The sequence below is a fragment of the Herbaspirillum lusitanum P6-12 genome, assembly GCF_000256565.1.
GTDB lineage: Bacteria > Pseudomonadota > Gammaproteobacteria > Burkholderiales > Burkholderiaceae_D > Herbaspirillum > Herbaspirillum lusitanum.
Genome location: NZ_AJHH01000486.1, coordinates 1 through 14,038 on the forward strand (window position 1 = coordinate 1; position 14,038 = coordinate 14,038).

General features: G+C 60.6%; 11 protein-coding genes and 1 pseudogene. 7 read left to right on the forward strand and 5 right to left on the reverse strand.

Annotated elements, in window-relative coordinates; translation table 11 throughout:
- The first annotated feature begins 297 nt into the window (after positions 1–297).
- The 3 genes from rnr to cysE all read left to right on the forward strand — a co-directional run bounded on the left by rnr (position 298) and on the right by cysE (position 4,487).
- Positions 298–2,766 (forward strand): ribonuclease R, encoded by a 2,469-nt coding sequence (gene rnr / locus HLUSI_RS0116345; RefSeq protein ID WP_016834995.1) that lies wholly within the window; start codon positions 298–300, stop codon positions 2,764–2,766.
- A gap of 79 nt (positions 2,767–2,845) precedes the next feature.
- Entirely contained in the window at positions 2,846–3,583 is a 738-nt protein-coding gene (gene rlmB, locus HLUSI_RS0116350) for a 23S rRNA (guanosine(2251)-2'-O)-methyltransferase RlmB (RefSeq protein WP_029363614.1), read from the forward strand.
- Positions 3,584–3,734: 151 nt separating this feature from the next.
- Complete coding sequence (cysE, locus tag HLUSI_RS0116355) at positions 3,735–4,487, forward strand: serine O-acetyltransferase (RefSeq protein ID WP_016834997.1); 753 nt, start codon at positions 3,735–3,737, stop codon at positions 4,485–4,487.
- A gap of 55 nt (positions 4,488–4,542) precedes the next feature.
- Here cysE and HLUSI_RS0116360 read toward each other — a convergent pair whose 3' ends face one another.
- The 5 genes from HLUSI_RS0116360 to HLUSI_RS0116380 form a co-directional block, all read right to left on the reverse strand.
- Positions 4,543–5,337, reverse strand: coding sequence for a UDP-2,3-diacylglucosamine diphosphatase (locus tag HLUSI_RS0116360; protein WP_016834998.1), 795 nt, complete (start codon positions 5,335–5,337; stop codon positions 4,543–4,545).
- A 22-nt stretch (positions 5,338–5,359) separates the two neighbouring features.
- Positions 5,360–5,848 carry a peptidylprolyl isomerase gene (locus tag HLUSI_RS0116365; protein WP_016834999.1) on the reverse strand — a complete coding sequence of 163 codons (489 nt, stop codon included), beginning with the start codon at positions 5,846–5,848 and terminating at the stop codon, positions 5,360–5,362.
- Between the two features lie 73 nt (positions 5,849–5,921).
- On the reverse strand, positions 5,922–6,506 hold the full coding sequence (locus tag HLUSI_RS0116370) for a peptidylprolyl isomerase (RefSeq protein WP_016835000.1): 585 nt from the start codon (positions 6,504–6,506) through the stop codon (positions 5,922–5,924).
- A gap of 82 nt (positions 6,507–6,588) precedes the next feature.
- Positions 6,589–7,845: a L,D-transpeptidase family protein gene (locus tag HLUSI_RS0116375; RefSeq protein WP_016835001.1), complete on the reverse strand. Its 1,257-nt coding sequence runs from the start codon at positions 7,843–7,845 to the stop codon at positions 6,589–6,591.
- Positions 7,845–9,104: a nuclear transport factor 2 family protein gene (locus HLUSI_RS0116380; protein ID WP_029363616.1), complete on the reverse strand. Its 1,260-nt coding sequence runs from the start codon at positions 9,102–9,104 to the stop codon at positions 7,845–7,847. The genes HLUSI_RS0116375 and HLUSI_RS0116380 overlap by 1 nt, the downstream gene beginning before the upstream one ends.
- Before the next feature lie 214 nt (positions 9,105–9,318).
- Between HLUSI_RS0116380 and cysS the strand changes: the two genes are divergently transcribed.
- The 4 genes and pseudogenes from cysS (at position 9,319) to tilS (ending at position 13,986) form a co-directional block, all read left to right on the forward strand.
- Positions 9,319–10,710: a cysteine--tRNA ligase gene (cysS, locus tag HLUSI_RS0116385; protein WP_016835003.1), complete on the forward strand. Its 1,392-nt coding sequence runs from the start codon at positions 9,319–9,321 to the stop codon at positions 10,708–10,710.
- 1 nt (position 10,711) lies between these two features.
- Complete coding sequence (locus HLUSI_RS0116390; protein ID WP_016835004.1) at positions 10,712–11,365, forward strand: DNA-3-methyladenine glycosylase family protein; 654 nt, start codon at positions 10,712–10,714, stop codon at positions 11,363–11,365.
- A 111-nt stretch (positions 11,366–11,476) separates the two neighbouring features.
- Positions 11,477–12,440 (forward strand): annotated as a pseudogene (locus HLUSI_RS29070) (acetyl-CoA carboxylase carboxyltransferase subunit alpha).
- Positions 12,441–12,558: 118 nt separating this feature from the next.
- A complete protein-coding gene (gene tilS / locus HLUSI_RS0116400) occupies positions 12,559–13,986 on the forward strand; it encodes a tRNA lysidine(34) synthetase TilS (RefSeq protein ID WP_016835005.1) in 1,428 nt (475 codons plus the stop codon).
- Positions 13,987–14,038 lie beyond the last annotated feature (52 nt).

The window sequence follows — 14,038 nt, forward strand, 5'->3', positions numbered from 1 at the left end:
TACCAATTCCGCCACGTGGGCTTCACGCTGTAAAAGCGAAAGAACGAGATTATAGCGCAATTTTCGTGGATGTCAATCACTTGGGAGCGTATGCCGGAATTATTTGCCGGGACATTCGGCGCGGTAGCCTTTCGCCGCCTCGCGTTAGGTAAATAACCGCAACCTCCGTTACACTAGGGCATGTTGCACCGTGCCACCTGCCCGGACGACGGTATTCCAACAGCGCATCAGGAAATTCGTGCAATCGTGCAATTCTCCCGGTGCTGCTGACGAATAACAATTTACGCGAATATACTTTTGAGCCAATTTCCCTATTCCATCCCCAGCCGTGAGGAAATTCTCGGCATCCTGCGCACCTCTTCCGGCGCGCAAAACACGATGACACTGGCCGCCGCGCTCAGTGTCAAACCTGAAGAAATGGATGGCCTGACGCGCCGGCTGAACGCGATGGAGCGTGATGGCCAGATCAAGGCCGACCGTTCCGGCAATTACCAGCTCACCCATTCCGACAGTTTTATCGAAGGCCGCGTCAGCAGCCATCGTGACGGTTTCGGTTTCCTGTTGCCGGAAGACGGCAGCGCCGACATCTTCCTTCCCGAGAAAGAAATGCAGAAGGTCTTGCACGGCGACCGCGTCCAGGCCCGCATCATCGGCACCGATCGCCGCGGCCGTCCGGAAGGGACGATCGTCGAAGTGGTGTCGCGCGCCAATACCCACGTCATCGGCCGTCTGCTCAACGAGAACGGCGTCTGGGTGGTGGCTCCCGAAGACAAGCGCATCGGCCAGGACGTGATCCTCGCCGGCTCGCCCGGCAAGGCCAAGGCCGGCCAGGTGGTCAGCGTTGAACTGACCGAGCAGCCTTCGCGCTATACGCAACCGGTCGGCAAGATCGCTGAAATCCTCGGCGACATCGACGATCCGGGCATGGAAATCGAAATCGCCGTGCGCAAATACGGCGTTCCGCATGAGTTCTCCGACGCCGCCAAGAAGCTGGCGTCGAAACTGCCGAGTGAAGTCCGCGCCGCCGATCTCGACGACCGCGTCGACTTGCGCGACGTGCCGCTGGTCACCATCGACGGCGAAGACGCGCGCGACTTCGACGATGCCGTGTATTGCGAACCGGTCAAGATCGGCCGTTCCAACGGTTACCGCCTGATCGTCGCGATCGCCGACGTCAGTCACTATGTGAAGCCCAACGATGCGCTCGACGTCGATGCGCTGGAGCGCAGCACCTCGGTGTATTTCCCGCGCCGCGTGATCCCGATGCTGCCGGAGAAACTGTCGAACGGCTTATGCTCGCTGAACCCCGACGTTGATCGCCTCACGCTCGTGTGCGATGCCGTCATCACGGCCAAGGGCGAGATCAAGGCGTACCAGTTCTATCCTGCAGTGATCCATTCGGCCGCACGCCTGACCTACACCGAAGTCGCGGCCGTGCTGGCCAACACCAAGGGACCGGAAGCCGCCAAGCGCGCCGGCGTAGTGCCGCATCTGCTGCATCTGTATGAAGTGTTCCAGGCCTTGCTGCAGGCACGGCATGCGCGCGGGGCGATCGACTTCGAAACCACCGAAACCTATATCGTCTGCAACGCCGCCGGCAAGATCGAAAAGATCCTGCCGCGCACACGCAACGACGCGCACCGCCTGATCGAAGAATGCATGCTGGCGGCCAACGTCTGCGCCGCCGATTTGCTGCAGCGTCATGAACATCCCGGCCTGTACCGCGTCCACGCGGGACCGACCAAGGAAAAGCTCACGCAACTGCGCACCTTCCTCAAGCAGATCGGCCTCAATCTCAACGGCGGCGACAAGCCGAGCGCGTCCGATTACGCCGAACTGATGCCGAAGATCAAGGCGCGTCCCGATGCCTTGCTGGTCCAGACCATGCTGCTGCGCTCCATGCAGCAAGCCGTCTACAGCCCGGAAAACATCGGCCACTTCGGTCTGTCGTATGAGTCCTACGCCCACTTCACCAGCCCGATCCGCCGCTATCCCGACTTGCTGACGCATCGCGCCATCAAGGCGATTTTGCTGGGCAAGCGCTACGAGCCCAAGGGACTCGACACCAGCGTGCTCAACACCATGCTGTCGCCGGCCGCGCGCAAGGCGCAGGCAGTGGATCGCGCCAACGGCAAGAAGAAATCGGAAAGCAGCGTCGCCATCTGGGAAGCCCTCGGCATTCACTGTTCCGCCAACGAGCGCCGTGCCGACGAAGCGTCGCGCGACGTCGAAGCATGGCTCAAGTGCTACTTCATCCGCGACAAGCTGGGCGAGGAATTCACCGGTACGATTTCCGGCGTCGCCACTTTCGGCATCTTCGTGCAACTGGATGCGCTGTACATCGAAGGCATGGTGCACGTCACCGAGCTGGGCGCCGATTACTTCCAGTATGATGAAGCGCGCCATGAATTGCGCGGCGAGCGCACCGGCATCCGTTATCAGCTCACCGATCGCGTGACGGTGCAGGTCAGCCGCGTCGATCTCGATGCGCGCAAGATTGACTTGCGCCTGGTGACCGAGCCGGGCATTCGCACCATTCTCAAGAACGAGGCGCGTCGTGCTGAAAGCGCCCAGCAGGCGCGCGGCAAGGGTGGCGCCAACGCCAAAGCCGGTGGCGCCAGGAAGGCGGCTCCCGAAGTCGCAGCACCTCCGGCGAAGGCCAAAGGCAAGACGGCTGCACGCACGGGTACTGCAAAGGGTGCGGCCGAGTCGGAGCGCAAGCGTCCGGCGAAAGGTTTTTCCCGTCCCAGCAAGAAAAAGCGCTGATCCCGAGTCAGGCAACCCCGGTAATTCAGGTAAATAAAGCAATCAGCAATTTGGCAAGATAAGGCAAGAAGTAGAGCACATGAAAAGTAAAATGATTTTTGGTTTCCACGCCGTCACCTCGCGGATTCGTCACGAGGCGTCGTCGGTGGAAGAACTGTATGTCGACGCGGATCGCAACGACGCCCGCATGCGCGATCTGCTGCATGCGGCGAAGGCGGCCGGCGTGCGCATCATCCAGGCGGACGACCAGCGCCTGTCCAACATCGTCGGCACGCGCCGTCACCAGGGGGTGGTGGCCAAGGCCGGCGAACTGTCTCTGGCACGCAATCTGGACGAACTGCTCGACGTCGTCGAAGGTCCGCCATTGCTGCTGATCCTCGACGGCATCACCGATCCGCACAACCTGGGCGCCTGCCTGCGCGTGGCCGACGGCGCCGGCGCGCACGCCGTGATCGCTCCCAAGGATCGCGCCGTGGGCTTGAATGCCACGGCCATGAAGGTGTCCAGCGGTGCGTCCGATACCGTGCCCTACATCACCGTGACCAACCTGGCGCGCACCATGCGCGACCTCAAGGACCGCGGCGTCTGGCTGATCGGCATGGCCGACGATGCCGACAAGGATTTGTACGCAGGTGATTTCTCCGGACCGACCGCGCTGGTCATGGGTTCGGAAGGCGAAGGCATGCGCCGCTTGACGCGCGAGACCTGCGATATTCTGGTTAGCATTCCCATGTTCGGCTCGGTCGAGAGCCTGAACGTCTCCGTCGCTTCCGGCGTCTGTCTGTATGAAGCCCGCCGGCAGCGTCTGCCCAAGTAATTCGGGCTGCCTGCCGGGATCCTCGGCAGGCGATTCTTCCTCTGTATTTTCTCCGTGCGATTCCTTTATTGACGCCAGGAAAGCCGATGCCTGTTCGGCAAGACTGGCGGTAAACGATTAAGATTGCACATTCCGCATTGACACCGACATTATGTTCAGCCGACTCCGAGAAGACATCTCCAGCATCATCGAACGCGATCCTGCAGCGCGCAACGCTTGGGAAGTCCTGACCTGTTACCCGGGTCTGCACGCAGTGGTGTTGCATCGTGTCGCGAACAAATGCTGGGTGCTCGGCCTGAAGTGGCTGGGACGTTTCATTTCGCAGCTGGCGCGCTGGTTCACCGGCATCGAAATCCATCCGGGCGCCACCATCGGCCGTCGGGTTTTCATCGATCACGGCTTCGGCGTGGTGATCGGCGAAACGGCGGAAATCGGCGACGACTGTACGATTTACCAAGGCGTCACGCTCGGCGGGACGTCGCTCAACAAGGGCGCCAAACGCCATCCGACACTGGGGCGCGGCGTCATCATCGGCGCCGGTGCGCAAGTACTGGGCGGCTTCACCGTCGGCGACGGCGCCAAGGTCGGGTCCAATGCCGTCGTGGTCAAGGAAGTGCCGGCTGGAACGACAGCGGTGGGTAACCCGGCGCGCATCATCGAACGCAACACCGTCTCGGCAGAGCCTGATCAGGCGGCTGCGCGGCTGTTTGCGGCCTATGGCGTGATGCCCAACGGCGATGATCCGCTGTCGAAGGCCTTGCACGGGCTCATCAACCAGGTGGCGGCGCAGGAGCAGCAGCTCCAGGTGATGCTGGCCGCCTTGCAGGGAGCGGGGATAGGGTGTCGACGCCTGGAAGAGGCCGGACAATTCGACGCCGCGCAGCTGAACCGGCTGGTCGACTGAGGAGGAGGGGCGCAGCCGGTATCAGACCGGCTGCGTGGTTCGTCTTGGCTTTCGCTCAGGCGATCTCGTCGCCGTTCACATCATGCCGGTGCAGCGCGCCATCGGCCGTCAGGCTGATCCAGCCGCCGCGTGCGACTTCGACGTCGTACTCCCAGTCGGGCAGCACGTAGCGAAGACGCTTCTGTCCGTTTGCTTCCACGGCATGCAGGGCGGGACGATGCGTGTGGCCGTGGATCAGCACTTGCGTGCCGGTGCTGTCATACAGCGCAGCGATGGCGTCGGCGTTGACGTCCATGATCTCGTTGGATTTTTCCTTGTTGGCGTCCTTGCTGTTCTGGCGCACGCCTTCGATGATGGCCTTGCGCTGAGCCAGAGGCATGGCCAGGAATTGCTGTTGCCACGCAGGTTGCCGCACTTGCGCACGAAACGCCATGTAAGCCGTGTCGTCGGTGCATTGCGCGTCGCCATGCGCCAGCGCGATATCGCGTCCGGCCAGATGGATCACATGCGGATCATCAAGGATGGTCAGCCCGGCGGCTTCGGCGAAAGCCGATCCGACCAGGAAATCGCGGTTGCCGGCAATCCAGAACAGTTGCACGCCGCGTTCACCCAACTGACGCAAGGCATTGGCGATGGCGCGGTTGTAGGGCGTTTCCAGATCGTCGTCGCCGGCCCAGTATTCGAAGATATCGCCGAGCAGGTAAAGCTGCTGCGCGAACGCAGCGTGCTCAGTCAGGAAATCGAAGAAAGCCTGCGTCGTGCGCGGCAGCGCGGCCTGCAGATGCAGGTCGGAAATAAAAAGCGCAACCGCCCGGGGTTGCGCTTCTTGTATGGATGAAGTGTCGGTCATCGCTGAAGATTGATGCAGACGATCAGACCACTTCAGCCTTTTCGATCACCACGTCTTCGACCGGCACATCGGCGAACATGCCCGAGCGGGTGGTCTTGACGTTCTTGATCTTGTCGATCACGTCAGTGCCTTCGGTGACCTTGCCGAATACGCAATAGCCCCAGCCGTCCTGGCCCGGAAAGTCGAGGAAGCTGTTGTTCTTGACGTTCACGAAGAACTGGGCCGACGCCGAATGCGGCGCCGATGTACGCGCCATGGCCAGGGTGTACGGCTCGTTCTTGAGGCCGTTCTTGGCTTCGTTTTCAACTGGATCGTTGGTCGGCTTTTGCTTCATGCCCGGTTCGAAACCGCCGCCCTGGATCATGAAGCCATCGATCACGCGATGGAAAATGGTGCCGCTGTAGTGACCGGAATTGACGTAGGCCAGAAAGTTTTCAACCGTCTTCGGCGCTTTTTCAGCCTCCAGTTCGACTGTGAAGGTGCCGTGGTTGGTAGTGAAGAGAACAGCCATGAGAATTCCTTTGCGTGAAAAATGAAATGATGCGAAAAATTATACGGTAATGCGTGCCGCAGCCGGCGGCGACTTACTTGACCAGCGTCGCCGACTGGATCACCACCGGCGTGACCGGCACGTCGTCGTACATGCCGCTGCTGCCGGTGCGGACCTGCTTGATCTTGTCGACCACGTCCGCGCCTTGCACGACCTTGCCGAACACTGCGTAACCCCAACCGTCGCGGCTGGGGTAATCCAGCGGCTGGTTGTTGTTGACGTTGATGAAGAACTGGGCAGCGGCCGAATGCGGATTCGAAGTGCGCGCCATGGCGATGGTATACGCATCGTTTTTCAGGCCGTTCCTGGCTTCATTCCTGATCGGCGCATCAGTCGGCTTTTCGCGCATGTCCTTGTCGAAGCCGCCGCCCTGGATCATGAAACCCTTGATCACGCGATGGAAGATGGTGCCGTTGTACTGACCCTTCTTGACGTATTGCAGGAAGTTGGCCACGGTGACCGGCGCCTTGTCGGCATCGAGTTCCAGTGTGATGTCGCCCATGCTGGTTTTGAGCAGCACGCGCGGCGCGTCGGCGGCGTGTGCCATCACGGCGGCGCCGGACAGGGAAATCGCGGCGATGCATTGCAGCAGCTTGCGGCGGGACAGGGCTTGAATCATGAAGAGATTTCCTTGCTTGATAACGTCTGAAAACAGACGGCTGAAATAGACTGCTCAACGCGGGCGGGAAGACCGGATTCGCTCAGGCTGCGCCTTCGTAGACGATCTTCCATCGCGATCCTTCTTTTTGCCAGTATTGGCGCTTGCGGATCGCATTCTTGTTCTTGCCGACGGCAGTTTCCTGGGTGAAAGTACTGACGATCAGTTCATCCTTGCCGGGGTAGCGATACAAGCTGAGATCCCGCACTTTGACACTGGAAGGACGAGCGCCGTTCAGGCTTTTTTGCTGGCGGCTGAACCACGTGCTGAGGCTTTCGCCCAAGTTGGAGCGGAAGGCCGGCGAGTAATTAGCCAGCACCTTGTCGGCGTCGGTGGCTTCCATGTCTTGCTGCCATTGGTCCATGAATTTGCCGGCCGAGCCGCGATCCTTGTCCCATTCAGCCTTGTTGACGAACTGGATGCCGTCGCTGATCACGACCACGGTCTTGCCGACTTCGGCGGTGGAATACAGGCTTTGCAGGTCGGGATTGGCCAACACCACACAGCCGTCGGAAGACAGCGGCGGGCGGCTGAAATTGTCGGACGGGGTGCCGTGCAGCCAGATGCCGGAACCGCTGCGGCCGTTGCGCTTGTCCCATTCATTGGGATAGTTGAGCGGCAGCGCGCCGGTGCCGTAGAAGTCGGGCAGCTTGGGGCCGGGAATACGGTTGTTGACGTAGTACACGCCAATAGGCGTGCGCTGGTCGCCGGACTTGGACTTGTTGGCGCCGAAGCGGCCCTGGGAAATGTAGAAGTCGGTCTGGAATTTCAGCTCGCCGCCCTGGTTCTCGTAGACGTACAGGCGCGAACGGCTGGTGTCGACCACCAGCACGTTCTTCTGGTCGTCGCCGACTTGCAGCACCGGCTTGGGAATCAGGTTGGGATTGGGGCGTTCCTGCAGCGATTTGATGCGCACCATGGCTTCAGCGCGCAAATCCTTGAGCTTGTCGGCCGGCGCATCGGCCATGGCGCCGAAGCCCTTGACCGGACGCGCGTGCATCATCAGCAGATCGCCGCGCACCAGATGGCCGAGGCGGAAATGCGGATACGCCGCCACCAGCGCATCGGCCTTGGCTTGCGCTTCCTGCAGGCGGTTGTTGCCCAGGTCCTTGTAGATCTCGATCAGCAAAGCCTCGGGATCCGGCTTGCGGATTTCCGATTGCAGGGTCTGCGGCGGAATGGCGGAAGAGGAGGCGACACTGGTTGCGACCGGCACGCAGGCCAGGCAACTCAGCATCAGTCGACCAAGGACTGACAACAAGGGCAATCCCTTGCGCGTATTTGCGGCAAAACGAACCATCAGCCTCCCGAGCGCTCCTGTTTGATCAGCCATTTGTTGCCCTGTTTGGTCAGGATCAGTGTCTTGCGGCTGTTAACTGTCAGACGGTTCGAATTATATATCTGACGGAAGCGGACCGTTGCGGTGTCGTTCTTGATGGCGATTTGCGGCGCCTCGACCTTGACGGTGATATGGCCTTTTTCCTCGATGCGGGCGCGGCGCTCGTCAGCCCATTCCTTGCGCGTTTCGCCCTTCGGCGTCTGGAAATCGCTGCCGTATGCTGCCAGATAAGACTTCACGTCCAGGTCGCTCCAAGCCTTGGCCCAGTTGTTGACAGCCGCCAGGACGGCGGTCTTGTCTTTTTCTTCACGTGCGGATTCGGCTGCCTTGGCGCTGGCCTTGTCGGCCTTTTCCGCAGCCTTGTCGGCCTTGCTTGGCTTCTCGGCCGGTTTTTCAACAGGCTTCCCGACTGGTTTGTCGGCGGGCTTTTCAGCAGGCTTCGGCGTCGGCTTCTCAACCGGTTTTTCTACCGGCTTCGGTTTTTCGACCGGCGCGGCAGGTTCTGGCTTCGGTTCCGGTTTCGGTTCCGGCTTCGGCTTGATTTCCGGAGCCGGCGTCGGGGTGGGAGTGGTAGTGGTAGTGGTAGTGGTAGTGGGGGGCACGACCGGCGCGGCAGGCGTCGACGGCTTGTTGCTGGCGGTATTTGCGCTCGCCAGTTTCGGGATGGTCCCGCCGGTGATGTTGCCCGACAGCGTGCGCACCAGCGTCAGTTTCGGTTGCGGCACATTGCTGCCGGGGTCGATCTGCAGCGCCTTGTCGTATGCCTGGCTGGCCAGCTTGGCGTAAATGTCGCCGAGATTTTCCAGCGCGGTGGCATAGGTGGGGTTGGTGCGGATGGCCATGTCGAGCGTGGTGCGCGCCTTGTCATATTGACCATTGGCGGCGTATAGCACGGCCAGGTTGTTGTACGGCTCGGGCAGGTCGGGGAAGTCTTCGGTCAGTTTGCTGAAGATGGCGATGGCTTCGGCGGACTTGTTCTGTTCCGCCAGGATCAGGCCCTTGACGAAGCGCATCTGGGCGTCGCGCGGATGCTTGGCGAGGACCGCGTCGGTCTTGACCAGGGCGTCGGCGTACTGGCCGTTGCGCATGAGTTTGCTGATGTCCGAAACTTCGCTGGCCTGCACCGAGTAGATTGCAGCGATCAGGCCGGATAGAATAACGGTCTTGCTCAAAATGCCACGCAATGCATTGCGATAAGTGTGCGGGGATGCAAGAGGCATGGTTTTCATCAATGCTATACTCGAACGAAAAGACGCATTTTATCAAAGAAGCACTATAAAAAGGGTTTTGGCAATCGTGTTGTATTCATGTTGTAGACCGCTATAAAACAACAAGCGCGGACGCACTGAAAACGTGCTGGCAGATGGCACCCCGCGCCTCTTGCTCAGCACTGAAACACCACACGAACCATTGCCGGAACCGATATTCCCATTCATGAGCACTCTGAAAATCTATAACACGCTGGCGCGTGATAAGCAGGCTTTTTCCCCAATCGAACCGGGCAAGGTCCGCCTCTACGTCTGCGGCATGACCGTCTACGACTATTGCCATCTCGGCCACGCGCGCGTGATGGTGGTGTTCGACATGGTGCAGCGCTGGTTGCGCGCCACGGGTTTCGAGGTGACTTATGTGCGCAACATCACCGACATCGACGACAAGATCATCCAGCGCGCCATCGAAAACCGCGAGTCGATCGGCCAGCTGACGCAGCGTTTCATCGACGCCATGGACGAGGATTCCGCCGCTCTCGGCGTGCAGAAACCCGACCATGAGCCGCGCGCCACCGCCTATGTGCCGCAGATGCTGGATTTGATCAGCAAGCTCCAGGCCAACGGCCTGGCCTACCAGGGCAGCGACGGCGACGTCAATTATTCGGTGCGCGATTTCCCCGGCTACGGCAAATTGTCGGGCAAGTCGCTCGACGACCTGCGCGCCGGCGAGCGCGTCGACGTCAACACCGGCAAGCGCGATCCGCTCGACTTCGTCCTGTGGAAAGCTGCCAAGGAAAGCGAACCGGGCGAAGTCAAATGGGATTCTCCATGGGGCAAGGGACGGCCGGGCTGGCATATCGAATGCTCGGCCATGGCGAGCGACTTGCTGGGTGATCATTTCGACATCCATGGCGGCGGGCAGGACTTGCAATTTCCTCATCACGAAAACGAAATCGCCCAATCGGAAGGCGCGCACCAGCACGCCTTCGTCAATTATTGGATGCACAACGGTTTCATCCGTGTCGACAATGAAAAGATGTCGAAGTCGCTGGGAAATTTTTTCACCATCCGCGATGTGCTCAAGAAGTATGACCCGGAAGTGCTGCGCTTCTTCATCCTGCGCGCCCACTACCGCAGTCCGCTCAATTATTCCGATGCGCACCTGGACGACGCCCGCCAGGCGCTGACCCGCCTGTACACGGCCTTGAAGGACGTGCCGCCGCAAGCCGGCGGCCTGGTGGCCGACGAGGCCCACGCCGTGCGCCTGGCCGATGCGCTCAATGATGACTTCAATACGCCGGTGGCCATCGCGGTGCTGTTCGAACTGGCCAATGAGGTCAACCGCAGCCGTTCACCCGTGCAGGCGCGCCAGTTGAAGGCGCTGGCCGGCATCCTGGGCCTGTTGCAGCGTGAGCCGGGCGAGTACCTCAAGGGCGGCGTGGCGGCTGCGGAGGGCCTGGGCGAAGCCGAGATCGAGGCCTTGATCGCTGCCCGCAAGGCCGCCAAGGCCGGCAAGAACTTTGCCGAAGCCGACCGCATCCGGGCCGAACTGACCGAGGCCGGCATCATCCTGGAAGACAAGCCGGGTGGGCTGACCGAATGGCGGAGAGCGTGATTTGAATACCAACCGAAAAGCCAGCGACGTCGATCCCAGCCTGATCGTGCCGGCCTACTGGGAAGAGGCCAAGGCCGAGCTGATGAAGCGCGACCGCATCATGCGCAAGCTCATCCCGCAATTCGGCGACCTGCAACTGACCGGCCGCGGCGATGCGTTCACCACGCTGGCGCGTTCCATCATCGGCCAGCAGATTTCCACCAAGAGCGCACAGGCCGTCTGGCAACGTTTCCTCGAAGCATGTCCGAAATGCATGCCGGCCCAGGTCATCAAGGCCGGCCCGGAGAATCTTGTCGCCTGCGGGCTGTCCAAACGCAAGGCCGAGTACATTCTCGACCTCGCCAATCACTTCAAGGCCAAGACCGTTCATCCCGACAAATGGGCGGAGATGGAAGATGAAGACGTCATTGCCGAGATGTTGCAGATCCGCGGGATCGGCCGCTGGACAGCCGAGATGTTTTTGATATTTAATCTGCTGCGGCCGAATGTGCTTCCCCTGGACGATCCGGGGTTGCTCAAGGGCATCAGCGACAGTTATTTTTCGGGCGAACCGGTATCGCGCAGCGATGCGCGCGAAGTCGCCGCGAACTGGGAGCCGTGGCGCACCGTCGCCACTTGGTATCTGTGGCGCAGCCTGGATGGCGCTGCCTCCTGAAGGTTGAAAAAATTGCCGCCTGCGACCAATGTTGCCGAGGCGGCAATGCGAATAGAAGGCATGCGGGCTGTTATACTCGCGCCTGTTCATGAAAATGCGTAAAGGAATACGATGAGCAAGTCGACAACGACATTTCTGGGTTTCGAGCAGGCAATCGCCGAGCTGGACGCCAAAATCGAAGAGTTGCGCTTTGTGCAAGACGACTCGGCAGTTGATATCTCGGAAGAGATCGAGCGCCTGGTCAAGAAGAGCCAGCAACTCACCAAGGATATCTACGCCAAGCTCACGCCATGGCAAGTGTCGCAAATCGCCCGTCATCCGCAACGTCCGTACACCATGGACTATGTGAATGAAATCTTCACCGACTTCCACGAGCTGCACGGAGACCGCACCTATGCGGACGACCTGTCCATCGTCGGTGGTCTGGCGCGCTTCAACGGCCAGGCCTGCATGGTGATCGGCCATCAGAAGGGCCGCGACACCAAGGAACGCGCACTGCGCACCGGAAGGCTATCGCAAGGCCATGCGCCTGATGAAAGTCGCCGAAAAATTCAATTTACCCATCTTTACTTTTGTCGACACGCCGGGCGCATTCCCCGGCATTGACGCGGAAGAGCGCGGCCAATCCGAAGCGATCGGCCACAATCTCTACGTCATGGCCGAACTCAAGGTTCCGCTGATCGCCACCATCATCGGCGAAGGCGGCTCCGGCGGCGCACTGGCGATCGCCGTGGGCGACTCGGTGCTGATGCTGCAATACGCGACTTATTCTGTGATCTCGCCGGAAGGCTGCGCCTCGATCCTGTGGAAGACCGCCGACCGAGCGTCCGACGCCGCCGAAGCGCTGGGCCTGACCGCGCACCGACTCAAGGCCATGGGCCTGATCGACAAGATCGTCAACGAACCGCTGGGCGGCGCCCATCGCGATCCGAAACAGATGGCCTCGCTGCTCAAGCGCGCGCTGGCCGATACGCTGCGTCAATTCCAGGGCGTCAAGACCAAGGAACTGATGGCTGCGCGTCATGAAAAGCTGATGAGCTACGGCAAGTTCAAGGAATTGAATACGCAGGAATAAACCTGTTGCCGGCGTCGTTTCTTTAGCGTCGCGATGCCCGCTGCAGGTGCCGTCATCGGCGCTGAATTTCGTTTCATCATTCGCGTCATTACTCACTACTCGCGCGCAGGAAATCATTATGTCCGCTTCAGGCGCCGTCCTCACGTTGCAAGAACAATTCTCCCAGGCCATTGAAGCGTTGAGCAGCCCGCATCGCGTCGACAATGATCGCACGCTGGCCGACGTGTTTCCCGTCATTGCGGTGGCCTACAGCGGCGGACTCGATTCGTCGGTGCTGCTGCATCTTGCCGCCGCGTTCGCGCGTGAGCAGGGCGTGCGCCTGTTCGCTTTCCACATCCATCACGGCATCAGCGCCAATGCCGATCAATGGCAGGCGCATTGCCGCGCGCAATCCGAACGTGCCGGCGCAGAGTTCGATACGCGCAATGTCACGCTGGCGATAAAGGACAAGAGCGGCGTGGAAGAAGCGGCGCGCGTGGCGCGTTACCAGGCGCTCGGGCAACTGTGCCGGGAGCACGGCGCCGGCCTGCTGCTGACCGCGCATCATCTTGACGACCAGGCTGAAACCGTGCTGCTGCAAATGCTGCGCGGCTCCGGCGTGGCCGGTATTTCGGGCATGGACAGCGCCAACAAGGCGGCGGAATTGCTCGGCGACGCCGGTCTGCTGATGGCGCGCCCCTTGCTCGGCGCAGCACGCGGAGAGCTGGAGCAATACGCGCAGCAGGAACAGGTGCCGTTCGTCGAGGATGAATCCAACAGCGACACGCGTTATGCACGCAATGCCTTGCGTCATAAAGTGATGCCGGTATTGGCGGAATTCTTTCCCGGCTTCCAGGAGCGTTTTGCACGCGCAGCGGGACATGCGCAAGCGGCGCAGCGACTGCTGACGGTGTTGGCAAGTCAGGATCTTGCCGCTTGCCTGGAAGGTGAATATCTCAATGTGTCGGCATTGCGGCGGCTTGATCCCGAACGCATCGACAATCTGTTGCGCTACTGGCTCGGCCTGCGTGGATTGCGCATGCCGTCGTCGGCCTGGCTATTCGAGTTGCGCACGCAGCTGATCGATGCGAAATACGATGCGCAGTTGTGCGTGACACACCCTGATTGCCACGTGCGGCGCTATCGCGACCGCGTTTTCCTGACGCCGCGCCGTCCGCCGTTCGACGAAAACACCGGGCCGCAACCATTCATCTGGCGCGGTGAAGACAAGCTGCATTTTCCACAGTTTTCCGGCAGCCTGTTTTTCGACGTCAGTGAAGTCGGTTTCGACGCGGCGTGGTTGCGCGAGCAATCCCTGTCCGTGTGTTTGCGCAGCGGTGGCGAACGCATCCGGCTGGCGTGGAATCGTCCCGCCAAGAGTCTCAAATATCATTTCCAGAACATGGACATCCCGGCATGGGAACGTCCGTATCTGCCGCTGGTTTTTGCGCAGGAGCAGATCCTCTATGCGGCAGGCATCGGCATGGATTGCCATGCGCAACCGAAGCCCGGCGAGGAGAGCAAGGAGCATCGGATTGCCCTGCGCTGGCAGACCGATCTGGGTTGACCATTGAAGTCCAGCTTGCGTGGATCGCAATGAAAAACGGCTTGCCATGTGG

Excerpts from the sequence above, each read along its gene's own strand:
- HLUSI_RS0116380 (WP_029363616.1), bottom strand. The coding sequence starts at position 9,104 with ATGCCTCTTGCATCCCCGCACACTTATCGCAATGCATTGCGTGGCATT.
- HLUSI_RS0116365 (WP_016834999.1), bottom strand. The coding sequence starts at position 5,848 with ATGGCTGTTCTCTTCACTACCAACCACGGCACCTTCACAGTCGAACTG.
- cysS (WP_016835003.1), top strand. The coding sequence starts at position 9,319 with ATGAGCACTCTGAAAATCTATAACACGCTGGCGCGTGATAAGCAGGCT.
- cysE (WP_016834997.1), top strand. The coding sequence starts at position 3,735 with ATGTTCAGCCGACTCCGAGAAGACATCTCCAGCATCATCGAACGCGAT.
- tilS (WP_016835005.1), top strand. The coding sequence starts at position 12,559 with ATGTCCGCTTCAGGCGCCGTCCTCACGTTGCAAGAACAATTCTCCCAG.
- rlmB (WP_029363614.1), top strand. The coding sequence starts at position 2,846 with ATGAAAAGTAAAATGATTTTTGGTTTCCACGCCGTCACCTCGCGGATT.
- HLUSI_RS0116360 (WP_016834998.1), bottom strand. The coding sequence starts at position 5,337 with ATGACCGACACTTCATCCATACAAGAAGCGCAACCCCGGGCGGTTGCG.
- HLUSI_RS0116370 (WP_016835000.1), bottom strand. The coding sequence starts at position 6,506 with ATGATTCAAGCCCTGTCCCGCCGCAAGCTGCTGCAATGCATCGCCGCG.
- HLUSI_RS0116375 (WP_016835001.1), bottom strand. The coding sequence starts at position 7,845 with ATGGTTCGTTTTGCCGCAAATACGCGCAAGGGATTGCCCTTGTTGTCA.